The organism is bacterium (assembly GCA_013360195.1).
In the GTDB taxonomy this organism is placed as follows: domain Bacteria; phylum Electryoneota; class RPQS01; order RPQS01; family RPQS01; genus JABWCQ01.
Window position 1 is genome coordinate 88,463 of record JABWCQ010000015.1, and the last position, 17,238, is coordinate 105,700.

At 52.7% G+C, this 17,238-nt stretch carries 31 protein-coding genes; 2 read left to right on the plus strand and 29 right to left on the minus strand.

Going from position 1 to position 17,238, the window contains the following annotated elements; all coding sequences use genetic code 11:
• The 29 genes from HUU59_10980 to HUU59_11120 form a co-directional block, all read right to left on the minus strand.
• On the minus strand, positions 1–1,548 hold the full coding sequence (locus HUU59_10980) for a hypothetical protein (protein NUO19961.1): 1,548 nt from the start codon (positions 1,546–1,548) through the stop codon (positions 1–3).
• The gene (locus tag HUU59_10985) at positions 1,541–1,810 is read right to left on the minus strand and encodes a hypothetical protein (GenBank protein ID NUO19962.1); all 270 of its coding nucleotides are present in this window, start codon (positions 1,808–1,810) and stop codon (positions 1,541–1,543) included. The genes HUU59_10980 and HUU59_10985 overlap by 8 nt, the downstream gene beginning before the upstream one ends.
• Positions 1,807–1,950 (minus strand): hypothetical protein, encoded by a 144-nt coding sequence (locus HUU59_10990; protein NUO19963.1) that lies wholly within the window; start codon positions 1,948–1,950, stop codon positions 1,807–1,809. Before HUU59_10990 ends, HUU59_10985 begins: the two co-directional genes overlap by 4 nt.
• Positions 1,943–2,410 carry a hypothetical protein gene (locus HUU59_10995; GenBank protein NUO19964.1) on the minus strand — a complete coding sequence of 156 codons (468 nt, stop codon included), beginning with the start codon at positions 2,408–2,410 and terminating at the stop codon, positions 1,943–1,945. The genes HUU59_10990 and HUU59_10995 overlap by 8 nt, the downstream gene beginning before the upstream one ends.
• Positions 2,407–2,655, minus strand: coding sequence for a hypothetical protein (locus HUU59_11000; protein ID NUO19965.1), 249 nt, complete (start codon positions 2,653–2,655; stop codon positions 2,407–2,409). The genes HUU59_10995 and HUU59_11000 overlap by 4 nt, the downstream gene beginning before the upstream one ends.
• Positions 2,656–2,762: 107 nt before the next feature.
• Positions 2,763–3,323, minus strand: coding sequence for a hypothetical protein (locus HUU59_11005; GenBank protein ID NUO19966.1), 561 nt, complete (start codon positions 3,321–3,323; stop codon positions 2,763–2,765).
• A complete protein-coding gene (locus tag HUU59_11010) occupies positions 3,256–3,531 on the minus strand; it encodes a hypothetical protein (protein ID NUO19967.1) in 276 nt (91 codons plus the stop codon). Before HUU59_11010 ends, HUU59_11005 begins: the two co-directional genes overlap by 68 nt.
• 27 nt (positions 3,532–3,558) lie before the next feature.
• A complete protein-coding gene (locus HUU59_11015) occupies positions 3,559–3,957 on the minus strand; it encodes a hypothetical protein (GenBank protein ID NUO19968.1) in 399 nt (132 codons plus the stop codon).
• Positions 3,935–4,255, minus strand: a complete 321-nt coding sequence (locus HUU59_11020; GenBank protein ID NUO19969.1) for a hypothetical protein — start codon at positions 4,253–4,255, stop codon at positions 3,935–3,937. Before HUU59_11020 ends, HUU59_11015 begins: the two co-directional genes overlap by 23 nt.
• Positions 4,256–4,269: 14 nt before the next feature.
• The gene (locus tag HUU59_11025) at positions 4,270–5,094 is read right to left on the minus strand and encodes a hypothetical protein (GenBank protein NUO19970.1); all 825 of its coding nucleotides are present in this window, start codon (positions 5,092–5,094) and stop codon (positions 4,270–4,272) included.
• Between the two features lie 2 nt (positions 5,095–5,096).
• On the minus strand, positions 5,097–5,399 hold the full coding sequence (locus HUU59_11030; GenBank protein NUO19971.1) for a hypothetical protein: 303 nt from the start codon (positions 5,397–5,399) through the stop codon (positions 5,097–5,099).
• The gene (locus HUU59_11035) at positions 5,396–5,857 is read right to left on the minus strand and encodes a hypothetical protein (protein NUO19972.1); all 462 of its coding nucleotides are present in this window, start codon (positions 5,855–5,857) and stop codon (positions 5,396–5,398) included. The genes HUU59_11030 and HUU59_11035 overlap by 4 nt, the downstream gene beginning before the upstream one ends.
• Positions 5,854–7,485 (minus strand): DUF87 domain-containing protein, encoded by a 1,632-nt coding sequence (locus HUU59_11040; protein ID NUO19973.1) that lies wholly within the window; start codon positions 7,483–7,485, stop codon positions 5,854–5,856. Before HUU59_11040 ends, HUU59_11035 begins: the two co-directional genes overlap by 4 nt.
• 35 nt (positions 7,486–7,520) lie before the next feature.
• The gene (locus HUU59_11045; GenBank protein NUO19974.1) at positions 7,521–7,955 is read right to left on the minus strand and encodes a hypothetical protein; all 435 of its coding nucleotides are present in this window, start codon (positions 7,953–7,955) and stop codon (positions 7,521–7,523) included.
• 722 nt (positions 7,956–8,677) lie between these two features.
• Entirely contained in the window at positions 8,678–9,175 is a 498-nt protein-coding gene (locus HUU59_11050; protein ID NUO19975.1) for a hypothetical protein, read from the minus strand.
• Positions 9,172–9,624, minus strand: a complete 453-nt coding sequence (locus HUU59_11055; protein NUO19976.1) for a hypothetical protein — start codon at positions 9,622–9,624, stop codon at positions 9,172–9,174. Before HUU59_11055 ends, HUU59_11050 begins: the two co-directional genes overlap by 4 nt.
• Complete coding sequence (locus tag HUU59_11060) at positions 9,621–9,878, minus strand: hypothetical protein (GenBank protein NUO19977.1); 258 nt, start codon at positions 9,876–9,878, stop codon at positions 9,621–9,623. The genes HUU59_11055 and HUU59_11060 overlap by 4 nt, the downstream gene beginning before the upstream one ends.
• Entirely contained in the window at positions 9,850–10,071 is a 222-nt protein-coding gene (locus tag HUU59_11065) for a hypothetical protein (GenBank protein ID NUO19978.1), read from the minus strand. The genes HUU59_11060 and HUU59_11065 overlap by 29 nt, the downstream gene beginning before the upstream one ends.
• A complete protein-coding gene (locus HUU59_11070; GenBank protein ID NUO19979.1) occupies positions 10,068–10,466 on the minus strand; it encodes a hypothetical protein in 399 nt (132 codons plus the stop codon). Before HUU59_11070 ends, HUU59_11065 begins: the two co-directional genes overlap by 4 nt.
• On the minus strand, positions 10,466–11,032 hold the full coding sequence (locus HUU59_11075) for a hypothetical protein (GenBank protein NUO19980.1): 567 nt from the start codon (positions 11,030–11,032) through the stop codon (positions 10,466–10,468). Before HUU59_11075 ends, HUU59_11070 begins: the two co-directional genes overlap by 1 nt.
• Complete coding sequence (locus HUU59_11080; GenBank protein NUO19981.1) at positions 11,029–11,352, minus strand: DUF4326 domain-containing protein; 324 nt, start codon at positions 11,350–11,352, stop codon at positions 11,029–11,031. The genes HUU59_11075 and HUU59_11080 overlap by 4 nt, the downstream gene beginning before the upstream one ends.
• Complete coding sequence (locus HUU59_11085) at positions 11,349–11,792, minus strand: hypothetical protein (protein ID NUO19982.1); 444 nt, start codon at positions 11,790–11,792, stop codon at positions 11,349–11,351. Before HUU59_11085 ends, HUU59_11080 begins: the two co-directional genes overlap by 4 nt.
• A complete protein-coding gene (locus tag HUU59_11090; protein NUO19983.1) occupies positions 11,792–11,974 on the minus strand; it encodes a hypothetical protein in 183 nt (60 codons plus the stop codon). Before HUU59_11090 ends, HUU59_11085 begins: the two co-directional genes overlap by 1 nt.
• Positions 11,971–12,198 carry a hypothetical protein gene (locus HUU59_11095; protein NUO19984.1) on the minus strand — a complete coding sequence of 76 codons (228 nt, stop codon included), beginning with the start codon at positions 12,196–12,198 and terminating at the stop codon, positions 11,971–11,973. The genes HUU59_11090 and HUU59_11095 overlap by 4 nt, the downstream gene beginning before the upstream one ends.
• Positions 12,199–12,602: 404 nt before the next feature.
• Positions 12,603–13,736, minus strand: coding sequence for a hypothetical protein (locus tag HUU59_11100; protein NUO19985.1), 1,134 nt, complete (start codon positions 13,734–13,736; stop codon positions 12,603–12,605).
• A 47-nt stretch (positions 13,737–13,783) separates the two neighbouring features.
• Positions 13,784–14,620: a PD-(D/E)XK nuclease family protein gene (locus tag HUU59_11105; GenBank protein ID NUO19986.1), complete on the minus strand. Its 837-nt coding sequence runs from the start codon at positions 14,618–14,620 to the stop codon at positions 13,784–13,786.
• Positions 14,617–14,946, minus strand: a complete 330-nt coding sequence (locus HUU59_11110; GenBank protein NUO19987.1) for a hypothetical protein — start codon at positions 14,944–14,946, stop codon at positions 14,617–14,619. The genes HUU59_11105 and HUU59_11110 overlap by 4 nt, the downstream gene beginning before the upstream one ends.
• Positions 14,946–15,347, minus strand: coding sequence for a hypothetical protein (locus HUU59_11115; GenBank protein ID NUO19988.1), 402 nt, complete (start codon positions 15,345–15,347; stop codon positions 14,946–14,948). Before HUU59_11115 ends, HUU59_11110 begins: the two co-directional genes overlap by 1 nt.
• A 44-nt stretch (positions 15,348–15,391) precedes the next feature.
• Positions 15,392–15,703 (minus strand): hypothetical protein, encoded by a 312-nt coding sequence (locus HUU59_11120; protein ID NUO19989.1) that lies wholly within the window; start codon positions 15,701–15,703, stop codon positions 15,392–15,394.
• Positions 15,704–15,966: 263 nt separating this feature from the next.
• Between HUU59_11120 and HUU59_11125 the strand changes: the two genes are divergently transcribed.
• Both HUU59_11125 and HUU59_11130 read left to right on the plus strand, forming a co-directional pair.
• Positions 15,967–16,269 (plus strand): hypothetical protein, encoded by a 303-nt coding sequence (locus HUU59_11125; protein NUO19990.1) that lies wholly within the window; start codon positions 15,967–15,969, stop codon positions 16,267–16,269.
• A complete protein-coding gene (locus HUU59_11130; GenBank protein ID NUO19991.1) occupies positions 16,241–17,056 on the plus strand; it encodes a type I restriction enzyme HsdR N-terminal domain-containing protein in 816 nt (271 codons plus the stop codon). The genes HUU59_11125 and HUU59_11130 overlap by 29 nt, the downstream gene beginning before the upstream one ends.
• Positions 17,057–17,238: the final 182 nt, after the last annotated feature.

Below are 17,238 nucleotides of genomic sequence, written 5' to 3' on the forward strand. Positions count from 1 at the left end.
TTACCATCTCCTGCCTGTTCGGCTGCGGTTTTTTGATTGTGTCGAGTCCTGATGTGCTGCCGGTTGCGTGGGTTCGTTTCGCGTGATTGAATACGCGAATGCTCCGGTTTCCACGGCGAGCGAGTTGACAGTGCTGTCCGCTCTGTCCGGCGAACGGCCGAGTCTTGCCTTCACCGAGTCCTTGTTTTCCATCTTGATTTTTCCGCCGACAACGTGCGTGTATGTCGGAATCGCAAGCTCTTCCATGAGCAGCTCATCACGCGGTAAGATGTGACGCTCGTCAATCGGCAAATCCGGAGACAGGCACTCGCGCTGCGTCCAGTACAATTCTGTGCGCTTATTCGTGAATCCGAAACTTCCTGTGGCATCCTGCTTGTCGCTGCGCTCTGAACCTACGACCTTCACAACCGGCACGCCCTGGGCTTCTGCCGCCTCAGCGACACCGGCACCGATACCGATCACGTCCGCAGCGGCTTCAAATCCCTGCCGGTGCCGAATCACGATCATGCCTGCGATTTCCTGAGTTGTCAACCCATGATGTGTTTCAAGCGGCATGTGCAAGGAGCCGATGCGGGGGGCGAGCACGGTGTCATCTTCGCCGGTGCCGGCGACGTCCACGCCGAGGGCTTTGCGTCCTGCCCAGCGTTCAGCCAGGATTTCAACGGCCTGCTCTTCGGAGAGTTTGCGGTCGGCTTCGCGCACCTCTTCGATCAGCTCTTCGTAGCGATTCATCGCCGCTTCAATCCATGAAAGCGGAATCATGGCATTCTCGGAAGACATCGGGAATTCAGCCAGGACACGCGAACGGTAGAGCTGCGAATTCTCACCCCATTTCTTGCGCTTTTCTTCTACCCACTCATGGCTTACCATGCCCGGAATGATCTGCTTCCTGTAAACGACGTTCGGCGTGTCGAAGGCCGTGATCACAATCTTTGCCCAGTCAGATGCTTTGAACAGGCCCGCGTAGTGACTGAGTGGATCAATGGCGTTCCCGATGGCAGCAATCCGGTCATCGCCGCCTACTGCGAGTCGTTCCGCCAGTTCGAAAATTGCGCCACGAATGCCCGAAGCTTCATCCAGTGCAACAAACACGTTCTCTCCGTGATAGCCTTGAATTGCTGATTCGTTCTTCTGTGACGCAGGCAATCCAATGGCGAACCACTTGGGGCCAAGCTGAAGCCGGTTCTGCAGCGGCTTCCCGCCGAGCAGTATCTTTGCATTTCCGTGCAGCGAATTAATTTCAGCCCACAGAAGATCGCGAACCTGCCGCATGGTGGGCGCCGTCGTGATTACGCGCGAATTGTACCGCGTGTAAAGAAACCACAGGGCAATGCAAGCGAGGTAGAACGTCTTGGCTGAGCCGTAACAGCCCCGCGCCACGGTCTTTCGGTTCTGTGCGACAGACCAAACGAACTCCAGCGATTTCTTGAACATCCCACGAACGCCCAGGATGTCCCAAATGAAAGCCTCGGGATCGTCACGGTATTGCCACTCGCATTCTTTCAGCGGCTGGTTACGATAAACGAGAATGTCAGGTCGCTTACTCAAAGAGCGTGAACTTGGCTTCGATTGTGTAAGTTGATTCTGAAATCTCAGTAGCCAAGACGTTTCCGCGAATTGTGCCGACGTAGTTCGTGCCGGCGAATGTCACGCAAAACGGCTCGCGTGATTCCCATGCGTCCTGTAACGACTTGAAACCCGCATCGGTGCAGCGCACAGTTACCGCATATCGCTTCGATTCATCGCCAAATGGAAAACCATCTTCAGATTGCAGTTCGAGCGCCGTGACATGAAGGTCATCGGGGTTCATCGCATTGCGCGTTTCATGTTTTGAATCCAACGCGCCACGCTTAATACTCCATCGACAATAAATAGAACTACAGAAAGAGCACCTGCAAAAAGCACCGCAAGAATGGATAATCCAAACATGACTATAAGCACGTCACTCATGCTTGCCTCCTTCGGGGGCTTTGAGTTTCTTCGTGTCTTTAATAAATCCGTCGAGCAACATTTTGTCTGCAATCCGGCTTTTAATGTATCTTGCAATGCGTTCACCAGTATAGTGAGCAAATAATCCAGACGGATGCCCGATACAATAATTGCATTGTTCTACTGCGAACTTTAGTATTGTTTCTTTCTCTTGTTCCGCTCGCTCTTTCGCCTCCTTGAGTTCGGCTTCGAGGCGTGCGATGTCTTTTTTGAGTGATTCTGCGAAATCTTGATATTTGTCACGCCATTTTTGCGTTATACTAAGATGCTCTTTAAGCTCTTCCCGTTCCTTCTCCGCCGCTTCGAGGGCGTCGGCGGCACGGTGGATAAGGATAACATCACGCTTTATATCTGCGCTGTGGCTACAATCAATCGGCCCTGCAAATTCCCGCAGTTCCGCAATCAGTTCGGCGTTACTCATCTGTTCGCCCTCCGCGCCTTACGTGCGGCTTTGTTCTTGCGCTTGCGGTTAGAACGGTACGGTTGCATCTCACGGTCATACTGCTTTTGCATCGCCTGCCTCCGCGCTGGATCAACTCTCGATTCTGAGTCAAGAATTGACATAGACATTCCCGCCATAGTTGACATGAGCATTGCACGTATTGCTTTCTCTTTACGCTTTGGCTCGTCCGGTTGCTGGCTTGCGCGGCGGTCGATGATTGTCACACCTTTCGGTCCGTGTGGGCCTCTGTTCGCTTTTTCAGCGGCTCTAAATTCCGCGTAGCATTCTTGACAACTGAATGGGTTGTTGCCGTGTTTGCAGGGGTCACAGCTCATTTCTTTCCTTCCGTGGATTTGACTTCGGTGAAGTCTGCGTTTTCAATTTTCCTTGTTTGTTCGCGCTGTTGCGCTATCGCTTCCGCGAACGTCATGCGGAATGCATCGCCACCGGCCGCTACGCCTTCAGGTGACAGCACGTTATGCAGTTCGAGCAGGATCCGCGCGAAATCGCGTCGTGTGCGGTGATCCGGTGCGGCTGCGTAGTCCCAAATCCCGCCCGGGTATTCGATGCGCTTGATCGACTCAGCTTTCAGACCCTGAAGCAGAACGGCAGTCGCATGCGAAATACTTGCGCCCTGCATTTCGAGAATCAGCGTCAGCAACCCTTTGGCTTTTAATCGCGCGAGAATCTGCTTGCCCGATACGTGAGCCGACACCGGCGCGGCGTTGGGATTCAGCGCCATGTAGGCCTGCGCTGCGGAACGCGGACCACGGGCTTTCGGTTCGATTCCGCAATATGCGAGCAGGAACTTCACTTCCTGATCGCTAAGCTCCGGCAGCTGCTGGTTGCCCGCTATGGCCTGTAGTCTTGAGTCGTTCGGTGTACCGTTCACGGATTCTGTGTCGCGTTTCAAGTTCGTCCAGTAAGCCGCGGCTTTCGCCGTTCCAATGCGGCTCGCAGTTGCCGTTCTGCCAATTCCAAATCGTGCGTTCAGAGCAGTGCAGTGTCATCGCCAGCCGCGGCCTGCTCCAGTCAAGAGTCTCCAGCGCACGGTTGATTCGCGCTTGCCAAGACTCATTTAATCCTTCCGTTTCAGTCACTTAGAATAAACTGCTGTGGTTGATTGATTACCAACGTCGCTGACTGACATTTCTAACTGCTTGTTCCTGAGGTTTTTGCAGGATTGCAGGGGCGTTATCCGGTCGTTCTGGTTCACCGCGTTCAGCGGCCTCGAAGAGTTTTAGACGTTCATCTGCGGCAACGAAATTCCGTGGTTCGATCCAGTACTTGCGATATCGCATGATGGCGTTCCATTCGACAATGCCCTGCTGTAGAAACTTGCGTAGGGCCTTGCCGATAAGCTTTTGGTAGTTGTTTAGATCATCGTCCACCAGCTTCGGCTCGAGTATCCGTGCAACCTCCCCGGGAGCGAACTCCCGGGAAGGGTTGTCACGAAGCAGCCGTAGCACGCGGTGATAGGTTTTGTCCGCGTGAGAGCGGCGATCAGGAGAAGCGCGCCAGGGCATGCTTGATGAGGTTTTGCTTTTCGCCAGCGCTGCGCGTGTCTTCCTGCAGGGCTTTCAGGATGCCGCAGAAATCGCGCTTGAGCTGGGCATCAGCCTTTGCGGTGGCTTCTTCTTCGGTTAATTCGACTGTGGCCTTCTGTGGCTCAGCAGAAGCCAGAATCAGCAGGTCTTCAGCGGCTTTCGCGATGTCATTGGGATCCGTGAAGTCCAGCGGCGGGTTGTGGACCTCGGCCATGTACTGCTGCAGGGCTTCGGACGCTTCGTGAGAGAATTTGGGGTCTTTCGATTTGTCGGACATGATTGTCTCCGTGGTTAAGTTTGCGCTGGTGCGCGGTCAGTGTTGATGAATTTCTTGAGTCTTGCTCTGATGACGGCCGTGAGGTTCTCGGCGTTTGAATGTTCACCTTGCCGTAGTTCGGAAATCAGTGTGTGTACGTCTTGTTCGTTGCCTGACTGGACAACGTGGAAAACATCCCACGCGATGTCTTTGCGATCCTGCTTGTCACCGATTCCGCTGGCTTTGATCAGGTCTTTTGCCAGAAGTTCGATTTCCGGTGGTGGTTTCCAAGTTCCGTTCAAACTCGGCGGCCTCGCGCGCGTGCGCGCGTCGGAGGCCTTCGATGGTAAGTTATAATCTAATTCTGAAGTTATATTCTGAAGTTGGGTTCCGTCAGAATTATCTAAAACCGGAAGCACATTGGTGGTTTCGGCTGGTTTGCTTCCGGTGAACTTACCTGATTCATCTTTCGTGGGTTGATGTGACTCTGCGGTCTTTTGTCCACCCTTTGCCCCGGCGACCCGTTTATTGTGGATAAGTTCGGCCAGCGGTTGGTGGATAAACCAGTCCTTGACTTCCCATTCAGAAGTTAGAAAACCGGACTTCTGAAGCGCCTGAAGCAGAGTAGTCCCGGGGCCTTGATAGTAGCAGTAATCAGCGATGATCTCCGCGCTTTCGGGATCGATCACGGGTTCAAATGCATGGTTCGCAGCTACATACTGGATGAACCTCACGAGGTGCAGATAAGCCAGACCTTCAGAAAGGCCGAGAGTTCGCTTAAACAGCGTGAACTTCGGATTGTCATGTATGTCAATGGCGACGTTAAATCGATCAATGCCATTACGTCTGGGGCGCGCCATGATTACCTTTCCGGTTGTCCTTGCTTCATCATGAGTCTCATGTAATCCGTGGTGAACTCATTGTCATAGTGCTCAAGCACCCATTTCCATAGCGCGGTGATCAAGTTCTCGTTACTCTTTTTATTGCAGGTCGGACAGACATGCACTGTAAACTTGCGCTCCTGCACGGAAACTGTTCCTGGCACCGTCAGATGAACCAACAACAGGTAGCTCGGTTGACTGAACTGCAGCTGCACGTTACAGGACTTACAGACGGGCGTGCTCCGCGTGTGCGTGAGATGGCTGCGGTTGAGGATCGTAATCACCGGTAGTTCACCTCCAATGGCAGAGACTTGACACTTTTCGCAGCAAGTATGAGCATGAATCGCGTGAACTCCGCAAAGTGCAGGCGATCAGCAATTACGATGCAGCCGGCAGAACCCGGGATGTTCGCATCGCGATGGATTCCAAAGCCACTACGCTTGTCTGCGGCATTGTTCGGATTTATCAGTTCGACCGGATAAATCCGAAAGAAATCGCCTTCGATGCCCTTATCAGGCCGCACTTCCGGCGTTGTGGAAACCGTCCACTTGTCATGCGGCGGTATTGGCCCTTTGCCAGGCGTCCAGAGATTTGCCTGCGACTGGAAACCAATTAGCCCGCTCGTGGCAGGGAGGATGATTCCGGCGCCGTCCGAATTGTAACACTCAACCCGGCCTTCAGCTAATCGATCGTAGCCAAGTGCCTCAAGGTGCATGTAGAACTCAATGCGCGGTATGGTCATCGGTAGTCCTTGTGCATCTGACAGTATCCGTCTTCGATCACAATTAGTCCGTATTCCTGAAGCTGCTTGAAGAATTTGCCTGCATTGCTCGACGTGGGCGACACGTCAGCAATGTCCAGGACGCGTTCGCGGTCAAGTTTGCGATGCTTGTGAATGGCATCCAGCATTCGGACCGCGCCGGGCGCAAGTCGTTTCTTCCATGCTTGGAGCTTCGAGTCGGGGTCGTCGGGGAGCGGTTCATGGTCAGGCAGAATTTTGCATCCGAGTTCTGTCGCGGCATATCCGTAGGCTTTTAGCTCTAAGTAACCACCTTCTGTCAGGAGCTTCAGAAACTTGCCGACATTACTGGACTTCGAGCTAATCCGTGCGTAGGCAACCATGGCACCGCGAGTCACCGAATGCGGATAACGACTTGCCGCGTATGCCAACATGCGCTCAGCAGCGGTCGGCAAATGCACGCCGTTGATACGCTCCCGCTTCTTACCGACGCCACTTGCCACCGCAGACGTAAATTTCTTGACTCCCGCAACATCCAGGTTGCCACTGGAGACTACACTCAACGACTCTTGCTCGTCTTCCGGACCGCCAGATTCATACTCGGAAATGAACTCTTGCAAGTCTGATCGTGCATTACGCATGCCTTCAATCAGTCGTTCAATCCACAGGTTTGCTTTGCGCAAGTCAAGGTGCAGTTCAGCATTCTCGGTCCTGAGCCGCGTCATTTCTGCGGTGTCAACATTCGGACGCTGTTCAAGCTCCCTGATCCGCGTGCGCAGTTGTTCGATGGTCTGCGCCTTCTCTTTGACTTCTTGCTCGACGTCCTTCAGCTCACCGAGAGCGGCCAGCACCGCGCCCTTTGCCGGCGCGAGCCGGAAGTCTTTCCAGTTGCGCCGGTTCGGAGCGTGTGTAATCGTGTCATTGATCGTCACAAGCAGCGCATTATCCGCGCCCTGAATGGCCGGACCGGCGACAAAGAACTCGCCCCGGTGAAGTGACTGCAGCATATTTACCTGAGACTTGTTCAATCTCAGGCGACCAGCGGTTCGAGCTGCATCAATATCCACGACTCGGCCGCTGAAATAGTTATTCGATTGAAGCACGACTCCTTTCGCAACCTCCGGCAGACGCTGAGTCGTGAAGACGGCGAACATGCCCCGCTTCAGACCGCGCTTGGCAATGTTCATTATTTCATTGCCGCAGGCCGTTTCCTTGCCCTCCGGTGCCAGCAGATGCACTTCATCGAAGACCAGCATGGCTTCACGCTGTTCGTCCAGTTTCAGCGACATTAGACCGTCAACGAACCCGCGCACAAATTCGAGGTCATCCTTGTGCTTCATGCTGGACAGGTCAATGATGGCTGACGCGCCAAGCCTAAGCAATCGAACAGCAAGCTCCGCAGCGATGGCGGGGCTGGCCTTGAAGTCCCAGCCTTCACCGATTACCACGAAGTCAAAGCGTTCACGCAGTGTCACGTATTCGCCTTCGCGGTCAAACACGAATTGTGAACATTTGCCATGGGTCTGCTCAATCAACAGACGTGTCAAATGACTCTTGCCGGATCGTGTTTGCCCGATAATCAGTGAGTGCGTGGACATGAAATCCTGAACAGAGATTTCAATCGGAAACATATTGACGCTCTTTCCGAGCATGAAAAGTTCCCCGATCATTGTTTCACCGGCGTCAAGTGCCTAGTCACGAGCTTCGTCATTTCAAACATCGAAACCTGCTTCGGTACCACGCCTTTCTTATTCGCAAACACTTTTCCAAGCGCTTCGTCAACGTTGATGTTTCGCTTGTTCTTCTTGTCCTGGAGGCCGTGCTTCTTGATGTAGTCCCAGACTTTCTTGGTGACGTCGGTTCGCGGTTGAGGCTTGGTTCCGACAATAGCGGCTAACTCAGAAGACGCTTGCATGGGTGCCATGAAAGCGGCCTGCGGTTTGATACGCTTGGCTACTTTCTTAGGTGCCTTATTTGCCGCCTTTATCGCTGATGGCGGTTTGTGTTTGCCTTTGCCCTGCACGTAGTCGCCCCAATCCTTCTTGTCAGCCTTCTTCGCACAATCCTTGCAGATGTATCGGTGGCCAGGCGTGCGCTTCATTTCGCTCTTCTGACGTGCGACATTGCACTTCGAGCAGTTAACAGCCGTTGTGATTCTGTCAATGGACTTGCGCTCTTTCGCCGTGAGTTCCGGTGCTTTCGCCCGCTTCTGCGCCGGTGTCATAAGCGGAATGTTCAGCACCTTGGCAATAGTCTGCAGCAGCAGTTTCCCGCGAATATCAGCCGTGCCGGAAGGAGTTTCCTTATCCCACCAGATTGCACGTTCATAGGTCTTGAAACAGAACGTAGCACAACCGTTCGCCTTGAACGGCGAATCTACACCTTCAAGGCTGTCAATCCACGCCTCTTCGAGTTCAGCCAGTGTCGCACCCGTCTTCAGGTTAGCCCAGCAAGATTGACGTGCAGATGATCCTGTGAGCAACTTGCGCAGCCCGCGTTCACGCATGACATCATCGCTGCGAGAAACCTTCAGGCCTGTGCCGCTGTTCGTGGACCGCGAAATTCTTGGCAATGTGGTTCCTTTGTTTGTCAGCCGAGGAACTCGCGCTTTCGGTAGACCGACACGTTCAACACCAAACAGGTCAGGCTGCTTGTCATCAACGGGATGCGCATTCTGGACAGACAAGGTGGCAACGATATTGTTCAGATTCGTCTGAATAGATTTGGCACCCGGGCCCAGCTTGTGCAGTGATATTTCCACGCGGTCGCGCAAGTCCCGCGTCGTGGTAAGCAACTGCGCCTGTGTTATTACTTTGAGTTCGCTCATTGGTCGTCACCGTCAACTTCAGGATCCGGCTCATCCGCCGCGGCGCTGCCAAGCGGCAACTGAACCTGATTGGGATCCACGTCACCGGCGACGCTGCTCATTTCATCCAGCAATAACAAACGCGCGCTGTTCAGGTACGCCGCCACCTGCCGACCCTTCGGAACACGCTTCATGTTCTTCTCAACGCGGTCTGTCAGCTCACACAGGTCGGCATAAACACTGTATGGCGTGAAGGCAGCCTGAGCCGCAACACCGTTATTGCGGTCGGTCACGCCCTGGTTATGCTGCTCAATCTTGTCCAGATTCTCTGGCGAGTCAGCGGACTTCTGGCCGCGAACGTCAAGTGTAGGTCCGTACTTCTTGTGATAACCACAGAGCGCCCAGCCGTTGACTTCGACAACGGCTTTGCGATCGCACTCACTGCCGCCTGCTTCATATTCGCAAGCACCGAGCACCTTGCCTTCAGATTCGTCTTTTTTCTTTCTCTTTGTCATTTCTGTTTCCTTCCGTGGGTTTGAGGTGTATCATAATGCGCTGTTGTGTATTCCAAGAGCAACAGCGCATCAGACAGATTATCGTCCATCAGTTCGCCGGAGCGATTCATCATATCGGTCTTGTCAGCCCTTCCGTATCCGGTCGCCCACTTCTTCAATGTGGCAGCAGGAACCATTTGAACGGGAATGAAGTGTCTGGTCGCGTAAAGTTCAACCACTGCGCCGAAACCATGCAGCAACCGCTTGCCCTTACCTGTGCCAATCAGCACCTCATGCACAATCAAGTCTGGTACAGGTTGGGCTTCGAGAGCGCGATGGAGTTTCATTAGACTGATGCCCGGTCTATCTTTGGCATTGCGCGTGCAATCAATCAGGCCTAGTCTTGGCCTGTTCCCGTAGTTGCGCGCGAACGCCCCGCGCTTTCCGATGTCAAGCGCAAGCACCTTCATTGATTCGCCGCGGCGTGGAATGTCTTGAGTCCGTCTTCAGTCAATCGTATTGTCCGGCCAACATGGTAAGTGCGGGTAAGTAGGCCCTGGTCTTTCAGAGCTTCAACAATGTACGTCACGCCGTTAGTGGAGCTCGTACCAATGGCGGCACCGATTTCGCGTGTGGTAGGGCTGTATCCGTGATCAGCAATGTATCTTCCCACGAATATCAGGGCTTTCAATTGCTTATCTGTAAGACTTTTTTGACGTGGCATTCTTAGGCTTAGGTGTTGCTATGGTGAATTCGCGAGCAGAATGAGGCATTAAATGAACATCTATTAAGTTGAGAGTAATCAGAGTATTCAGTCTTGCATAGAGGTCGGCGCTTGTCATCCGCAAATCCGCGAGCATATCCACGTAGTTCGCGCGTCCCTTCGCTCTGATGTAATCGAGTACAGGGTCGGTCATACCTGCGCGAACATCTGTGCTTGACCGCGTGAATCAAACACCGGTTGCTTCATTTGTTGTTCCAAATCCCAAAGGTGGTTAAGCATATCCTTTGCACGTTCTGCTTCAGCCTCAGCGTGCGCTTTCATCTTGTTCGCAGCATGTTCAAGCAACTGAATATCACGCTCGGAAGCCCGAGGAATCCAATAGCCACGGCGCCCAGGTCCGGAAACGACAAGCCGCCCCTGCTGCTTCAGCTCGGCGTTGAGAATCTGAATCTCGTCCTGGATGTCCCGGACGTGAATCTTCTTCTGCAACTGCTCGAAGAGCAGCTCCTGAATCTGCTCGCGCGAAAGTGGCTCACTGCTGTCACGTGACTCCAGATAACGCAAGATATGCTCACCGATCGAAGTCATTAGTCGAAATGGACTTCGCCGAACCGTTTCTTCTGCCTGCTAATCCACGTTAGCCGCCTGTGCATGTACCACGTGTATCTACGGGCCTGCCAGAGCGCGAATTGCTTGCGCCGACCTTCCGGAACTGGCAGGGCGTGGATACGCCTCATCTTTCGCGCAACGCTAAGATTCCCATCACCGCGTAAAGTCAGGATTCCCGCGAACGGCCAGTTTTCTTCAATAATCGGTCGAGCCTTGTCAAGCAGTTCATGGGGAATGCAGAATACAAAGTAGTTAGCGACCGAGCCATCGGCTTGCCTTCGAGCATTCTGCCAATGGCGGTGCTTGCTCTTCTTGATTTCTGCGCGGAGGTCGCTGATGCTGACCTTGATTTCGCAGTCTATTCCCATGCCGTTGGCATTCAGAAAATACACGTCCGTCAAGCACGACCCCATTTGACATTCGTCAATCACGATTAGTGGCCTGTAATTCCGCGCCGCGTAATAGAACAACGCCGCACGAATCTTCACGGTCTTCTGCGCGTCACTATCCGGTGCGCGATCAACGAGTGGCATGGGCTTCGTCACAGTTGCTCCTCGATCATTTCTTTAATCACGTCTGCATGACAGGCCAAAGGTGCGCAATGGCAAATAAGTACCACGTCATGCGTGCGCGCCGTGTTCAGGATTTGCTCAAACACACGCTGCACCTTTTCGTCCATCTGAAGCGAGTGCTCCAGCCAGTAGCGGTAGTAGTGAATTGCGCGTTCACGGTTCGGGCCACGAAACGGGTTGCCAAGCGTGCAAGTTTCCGCAGCCGCAGATTTCCCGCGTCCGACGTAGAAGCCGACCTTGCCTTTGCGTTTAGCGTCATACAAGGTGTAGGGATGTCTAACTACCGTAATCACGGTTTCTCCGTGCAGCGCAGCAGTGCGAGCTCATGTTGTAGCTGCGCAAGGTTATTACTCAGCTTCGATACCTGCTCTCGATAACTCAAGACCGACTTTGTCGATTCAGCTTGCATCTCGCTGTGACGCCGCTCCAAAAACTCTATATATGTTTCACCGCCCTTTTGAACGGCAATCTCGCCGGCTTTTGCAAATACACAAACTGCAGCGATGTCGAGCAGCTCCTCAATGACGTTCGTAAGATTTCCTAAATCTGATTCACGCTCAACCTCACGAAGTTCAGCGCGGACACGTCCAATAATCTCATGGTCATTCAGAAAGGCACCGCGCCCATGCTTTTCGACCGCATGATACAACCGTTGTGTCAGTGATGAAACTGCCAAACTAATTGAGTGGTCGTCAACTTCGATTCGTCCGGGACTTGTTCGCTCTGGCCACATTACAGAGCCTCACGCTTGATTCGGTGCTTCAGCATCTTATCTTCTATCCAGCAAATCGCATAACCGAAGCAGAAATAGATTGCGAATGCGGCCACTGCTGTGACGGCAAGCCACAACAGGGCTTCGCTTGCCGCGTTGCTCGACTGTGGCACGAGTTGAGTGATAGCTTCGTGTTTGGTCATTGCTTGCCAGCATGGTTAACCATGAAATCAATGATGTACGACAGACAAGTTGCGTCAAAAACAGCGTCTTCTTCTGGCGCAAATGTGTAAGTTTTCCAGCGCGGATAGAACTCGATCAATCCAAGCAAGCTGTCACCTTTGTTTGAATGCACGCCATAGACAATCTTGCCGTCAACTTCATTGAAAGGTGTGACTGTAATGTGTGCATACTTCTTCTCGCTCATGTTATAGCCTTCCGTATACTGAAATGTTAGAGATTGCGCTATGGCGTGTTTTGCCGAGGGTAGAGTTCGCCGCGAACTATTAAGAATTGCTGAATAGTTCAACGGCTTTCACTCCGCCCGTGGGTGCCGTCACGGGCTATATTTGTAGCCAACGCTGACCTGGGTGCAACCTCCGGATCCGTCTATATGACAGAGCGTGGTCAGCGTTGGCGTTTGTGGCCGAATCGGATTTGCACCCGTTGCATTGGTGATGACTCTCCCCGCACCGCACTACGCTTCTGGCAATCTGCCGCAGACTTACTTGTTCTATCCGTCTGCGAGGGAGTCAACCGGCATTCTTTGCGCTCCGATTCGAGCCTACGGCTTTTTGTATAGCGGTCTATAGTTCCGCTGCGGACGGCATTCTACTCATTGTCCTGCTTCTGACGCAGTTCATCGCGGGCACGACCAAGCGCAGCCTTGATAACGTCGTCAGGGGCTTTGAAGAGGTCTGCAATACTTGTGGCCTCGTCATTTGTCCAACGGCCAGCCGCTTGATTGCGCTGAAGCCCAGCTGTGATACCGAGATCCTTCATTGTCTTGCCGATCTCGTTGATCATGTCCTCACGACTCAGTTGGGAATCGCTAAGAGGCAATTCGCCGCCGCTATTCGTAGTCGAGGCGGATTCATTTTCAGGAGCTTGCGCGGTCGGTGTTGAAGCTTGCGAAGTGGGTACAGGATCAGCCGTATCTTTCGGCGCGAATATCACTGATACCTTTTCGCGGCCTTCCTTCAACGCATTGTAAACGCCTTTTAGCTCAATCATGTCTGCCGCCACCCAGCTTGCAGACGGCTTTTCGACATATTCCGCGAGCATCTCTTCTGTCACACCCCACTTGTCCTGAAAGGCGTGAATTGTTGCGGCAATCGCCTTTTTGAGCTTCTCGCCGGTAAGGCCATCAGCCAAAGCATTGCGCCCTGCTTCAATCATTCGCGCATGCAACCATCCGGGTGTTGCTGCCAGAATCGCGTTGCGTACCGCCTTTGAGACCGCGATCTGAAGAGTAATATCTTCCTGCCGCGCAATCTCTTCCGGATTCGCTTTCTGCTTGTCCGACATTTTGCGATTCTTGTTCTGCTTGAACGGACGGCTGATCGTCGAGCCGTTTTCAAGGTCAATGAAGCTGGCCGAAATCAGATAGTGCGTCGGCCTATCTTCGACGACAAACGCTTCGGTTGCGCAGTTGCCCCAGTTGCGAGCTACGATCATTGCAAGCCCGATGGTCTCGCCAGAGATTTCCTTTCCGCCCTGCTTCCAGCCGTACCAAAGCGAGTCACCTGCATATTGTGCTTCCTGCTCGCACTTCTTCGTGATTTCGGCGAGGTCGCGCTTCTTCTGAACACTGACCGCCGTCATGTAGCTTGTGCGGATTTGCTGAATCGTGTTTCCAGCAGCCAACATTCCGCCGACACTGGATTGGTCCGGGTCGTTGCCGTGAATCTCATTCACTATTTCCGGTGTGAAAACCGGAAAGTCGCCGTTACCGTTACCGCTCATTGTTCCGTCCTTCTGTGGGTTATTTTGGGTCTTTGTTTCATGATCGCTTACAATGCCACCTGTACCGTCTGCTTTGCGCCGAATGGGCAGATACCCCAGTACCCGCACGACTTCTCGCTACACCACCATGCGTCTCGCGGTGCGGGTTGAAAGATACCGGCTTGCAATGCGCGCTCAAGCACACGAGCGCGCTCAACGATGTTCACGCGCGATTGCTTGTTCACAATTGCGGGAATCGTCACGTTGTCCTGTTTGGTCTTCTGTATCACCAGATACTCGTAATCGAAGTCAGGCGTTTCGCCGTCAAGGACTGATTCGGCGAGCATCGTGTAGAGCGGTGCTTGCAGTGTGTGTGTTGCAATGCCGTCAAACATTCGCTTCTCGGTCGTCTTGATGTCCTGAATCCTGTGCTTGCCGTCAGCCACATGCACAAGGTCAATCGTGCCGCCGAGCGGGTAACTGAGGCCGTCAACGTCCATCGTGACAGTTTCTTCTATCAGCTTTGGCGTGCGAATGCGCTTGGCAACCTCATTGCCGTAGAGTTTCGTTGCAACGATGGCTGTATCCTTCGCGTCTGCCTTCAGCGTATTTGCGAATTGCGCTTCTTCTGCGTTCAGGTAAACGCCGTCCTCGCTGACTTTCTTCTCGAAAGCATCGGCAGCCACGTCAATCATTTCAGCAACGGTCAGTCCGAACTCGCTCTGCTTTTCGCGCTTCGCTTCAGCGTCAGCTTGCGCGGCCTTATGGACAGCCGTGCCGCGATGCGCCGCGAATCCAGGCGGAATGATGATTCCCTTGATATGCCGGTGGTACACCTGCATTCCGCACTTGCCAGCCATATTCAACAGGGACTGACTAATGTATTTGAACAGAGGTTCGCTCATTGCCTTGCCTCCGCAATCCCACGTAACAAGTCATTCGCAAACTGCGGCATGTCAATCTTCGGCAAGTGTGCTTCAACACGCAGAATTGCGCTTCTGCGCTCTTCGGCCGCTTCACGATCACACACTTGGTCAAACAGTCGCTCAAGCTGATGCTTGAAGTCAATCAGTTCAAGGTTCACGAGCCGAACCCGAGCGTGTTCGTCGGTGTTTGGTGCCTTGTGCGATTCGATGGCCGCTTCAAACTGACTCAGTATTTCCAGCATGCCTTCCAGGTAACCGGAATTGATTTTCTGCACAGGTGTCGGCGTCATAGTTGTCAAATCCATTATGCGGCCTCCGTCATGCAATCCGATACATAGGCTTCAATAGCGTTCTCAATCGCGGCCAGAATCTCAGCCTCAGGAAACGGATAGGGCTCCCGGTACATGCAGTCGAAGCTGGGCTGAATGTCATAACGCTGAAATCGCTGCCCCCACAGTTCAGCGATTTTCCATGCGTTCAGCAGTACGGCCTTTATCCATTCCGGTGCGTCACCGTCAAACTCGAAGTCGTCGTGGTCTCCGTCCTGTTCGTAATAATTCCCGCCGACAAGTGACGTAAACTTTTTTGGGGCGTCCCAATGCACACCGCCGCCGTAAACGATCGACGTGTAATACAACGTTGCGCGTGAAGCCCAGTCAAAGAATTCAACTTCGGCGGCTTCGTGTGTTTTAAGTTCTGCAATCATTTGTTTCTCCCTTCCGTGGAGTTCTGAAAAACAAAAAAGCGCAGCTACAGGGACTGCCCCGCAGCTGCGCGCTTCGACTTAACGCGTGAAATAATTTGATCTACTGATTCATGCTGTTCAGCGCCGTTGTCGTTGGCGGCGTTGCGGAGTTTCTCTACATACGCTTCAACCGACTTACGCGTGAATCGCACTTCCGTTGCCGTTGCGCCGCGCCCTGGGACAGGGTATTCAACAAAGAAATGGCGATGCTTAATGACCCATGAACGCGACCGCCCGAGGATCGTGGCCACCTGTGTCGGAGTGAAATCCTGAAGGTGCTCAGCTTGACTCGCTGAAGTTTTTGGGGTATCTTCCAAATGAGAGTCCTCCCGTACTGGGTTGGGCTTTATTGGTGCCCCCCTCGCTGTCTTGTCTTGCCGGACGCCAGCGTGTGGGGGTCATTTAATTCAATGGTTCAAATATAATCAATAATTGGATAGTTGTCAAGCAAAAACGTACAACTTTTTACGTTTTCTCCTAATTAGTTGAAATGGACAAACTTAGCGAACTACGGAAGGCGCTAAGCGTTCGGGGGGTGAAAGCCAGAATCCGAAAGGAAACTGGGATTTCCCTTCAAACCTTGCACAACATCCAGACCGGAGCTCACGCCCCCAACGACGGGACGCGCCGTCTCATTGCACGAACCTTGGGGCACAACGAAACGCACTTTCTTGACGACCAGCCTGACAGTGACACGGCCACCGGACACGAGATCACAGTGCAGTTGTATGTCCCGCCTGATTTCAGAATGACAAACGACCGCCTGAATAGAATCACAAGTGCAATGATTGACGCTGGGAATCATATCATAAATACCATTAAAGAAATAGACAGCGAGACGCAAGGGAGACCTGATGGCGAACATTCCACAAAAAGTAGTTGACCGCTACAAGGCGACGGTTCCGAAGTTTCAGAAGGTCTTGGTTGATGCAAAAAAACGAGACTTAAATGAGGCTGACACAGTGACAATCGTCAAGGACGTTCTGGCAGATGTGTTCGGTTATGATAAATACACGGAGATCACCGGCGAGTACGCGATTCGAAGCACGTATTGTGATCTCGCGATAAAGATTGAGAATAAGATTCAGTTCTTAATTGAAGTGAAAGCCATTGGCTTGGAACTAAAAGAAAATCACCTGCGCCAAGCCATTGAGTACGGAGCAAACCAGGGGGTACCATGGGTGATTCTTACAAACGGTGTGAATTGGCAACTCTATAAACTACGTCTGGATAATAAAGTTAACTACGATCAAGTTCTGTCGTTCGACTTCACGGCAATCAATTTGCGCTTGGACGATGACAAAGACAGGCTCTTCGCGCTATCGAAGCAGGGTCTTGCTAAATCCATTCGCGAGAATCTGTATGAGCGTACACAGTTGGTAAACCGTTTTGCTATTGCTGCACTCATTCAATCAGAAATCGTAGTTGACGTGATTAGGCGCGAGCTCAAACGGACGGCCGAAAACCTGAAAGTAGAATCTGACGAAGTAACTGCAATACTTCGTAACGAAGTATTGAAGCGCGACGCCATTGAAGGCGATGAAGCAACCAAGGCACAAGCTCGAATCAAACGCGCGAGCAACAAGTCGCTTCGAACCGTGAAAGACAAGGCAGACGAAACGCCGTCACCAGCTTCTGCTGCACAAACGCCACAGACCCCCTCCACTTGAACGTGAGTTCAAATTAGGCCAACAGAGCGACACCGTCAAGCACCTGTAACTCCGGGTCGATCAAGCTTTAGTGTAGGACTGCCTCAGTGGTCACAAGCCGTTGACAGCTGAAAAACTGAGGAGGATTGAAGTCGTAATCTCTTGTTTTTGTGACTTAAAATTGTTTTCCTTAGATTTGTGGT

What these genes read in the sequence shown, in the direction of transcription:
- HUU59_10985 (NUO19962.1), bottom strand. Translation starts at nt 1,810, where the DNA reads ATGAACCCCGATGACCTTCATGTCACGGCGCTCGAACTGCAATCTGAA.
- HUU59_10990 (NUO19963.1), bottom strand. Translation starts at nt 1,950, where the DNA reads ATGAGTGACGTGCTTATAGTCATGTTTGGATTATCCATTCTTGCGGTG.
- HUU59_10995 (NUO19964.1), bottom strand. Translation starts at nt 2,410, where the DNA reads ATGAGTAACGCCGAACTGATTGCGGAACTGCGGGAATTTGCAGGGCCG.
- HUU59_11015 (NUO19968.1), bottom strand. Translation starts at nt 3,957, where the DNA reads ATGCCCTGGCGCGCTTCTCCTGATCGCCGCTCTCACGCGGACAAAACC.
- HUU59_11020 (NUO19969.1), bottom strand. Translation starts at nt 4,255, where the DNA reads ATGTCCGACAAATCGAAAGACCCCAAATTCTCTCACGAAGCGTCCGAA.
- HUU59_11025 (NUO19970.1), bottom strand. Translation starts at nt 5,094, where the DNA reads ATGGCGCGCCCCAGACGTAATGGCATTGATCGATTTAACGTCGCCATT.
- HUU59_11035 (NUO19972.1), bottom strand. Translation starts at nt 5,857, where the DNA reads ATGACCATACCGCGCATTGAGTTCTACATGCACCTTGAGGCACTTGGC.
- HUU59_11040 (NUO19973.1), bottom strand. Translation starts at nt 7,485, where the DNA reads ATGTTTCCGATTGAAATCTCTGTTCAGGATTTCATGTCCACGCACTCA.
- HUU59_11045 (NUO19974.1), bottom strand. Translation starts at nt 7,955, where the DNA reads ATGAAGCGCACGCCTGGCCACCGATACATCTGCAAGGATTGTGCGAAG.
- HUU59_11050 (NUO19975.1), bottom strand. Translation starts at nt 9,175, where the DNA reads ATGACAAAGAGAAAGAAAAAAGACGAATCTGAAGGCAAGGTGCTCGGT.
- HUU59_11055 (NUO19976.1), bottom strand. Translation starts at nt 9,624, where the DNA reads ATGAAGGTGCTTGCGCTTGACATCGGAAAGCGCGGGGCGTTCGCGCGC.
- HUU59_11060 (NUO19977.1), bottom strand. Translation starts at nt 9,878, where the DNA reads ATGCCACGTCAAAAAAGTCTTACAGATAAGCAATTGAAAGCCCTGATA.
- HUU59_11065 (NUO19978.1), bottom strand. Translation starts at nt 10,071, where the DNA reads ATGACCGACCCTGTACTCGATTACATCAGAGCGAAGGGACGCGCGAAC.
- HUU59_11070 (NUO19979.1), bottom strand. Translation starts at nt 10,466, where the DNA reads ATGACTTCGATCGGTGAGCATATCTTGCGTTATCTGGAGTCACGTGAC.
- HUU59_11085 (NUO19982.1), bottom strand. Translation starts at nt 11,792, where the DNA reads ATGTGGCCAGAGCGAACAAGTCCCGGACGAATCGAAGTTGACGACCAC.
- HUU59_11090 (NUO19983.1), bottom strand. Translation starts at nt 11,974, where the DNA reads ATGACCAAACACGAAGCTATCACTCAACTCGTGCCACAGTCGAGCAAC.
- HUU59_11095 (NUO19984.1), bottom strand. Translation starts at nt 12,198, where the DNA reads ATGAGCGAGAAGAAGTATGCACACATTACAGTCACACCTTTCAATGAA.
- HUU59_11100 (NUO19985.1), bottom strand. Translation starts at nt 13,736, where the DNA reads ATGAGCGGTAACGGTAACGGCGACTTTCCGGTTTTCACACCGGAAATA.
- HUU59_11105 (NUO19986.1), bottom strand. Translation starts at nt 14,620, where the DNA reads ATGAGCGAACCTCTGTTCAAATACATTAGTCAGTCCCTGTTGAATATG.
- HUU59_11110 (NUO19987.1), bottom strand. Translation starts at nt 14,946, where the DNA reads ATGGATTTGACAACTATGACGCCGACACCTGTGCAGAAAATCAATTCC.
- HUU59_11115 (NUO19988.1), bottom strand. Translation starts at nt 15,347, where the DNA reads ATGATTGCAGAACTTAAAACACACGAAGCCGCCGAAGTTGAATTCTTT.
- HUU59_11130 (NUO19991.1), top strand. Translation starts at nt 16,241, where the DNA reads ATGGCGAACATTCCACAAAAAGTAGTTGACCGCTACAAGGCGACGGTT.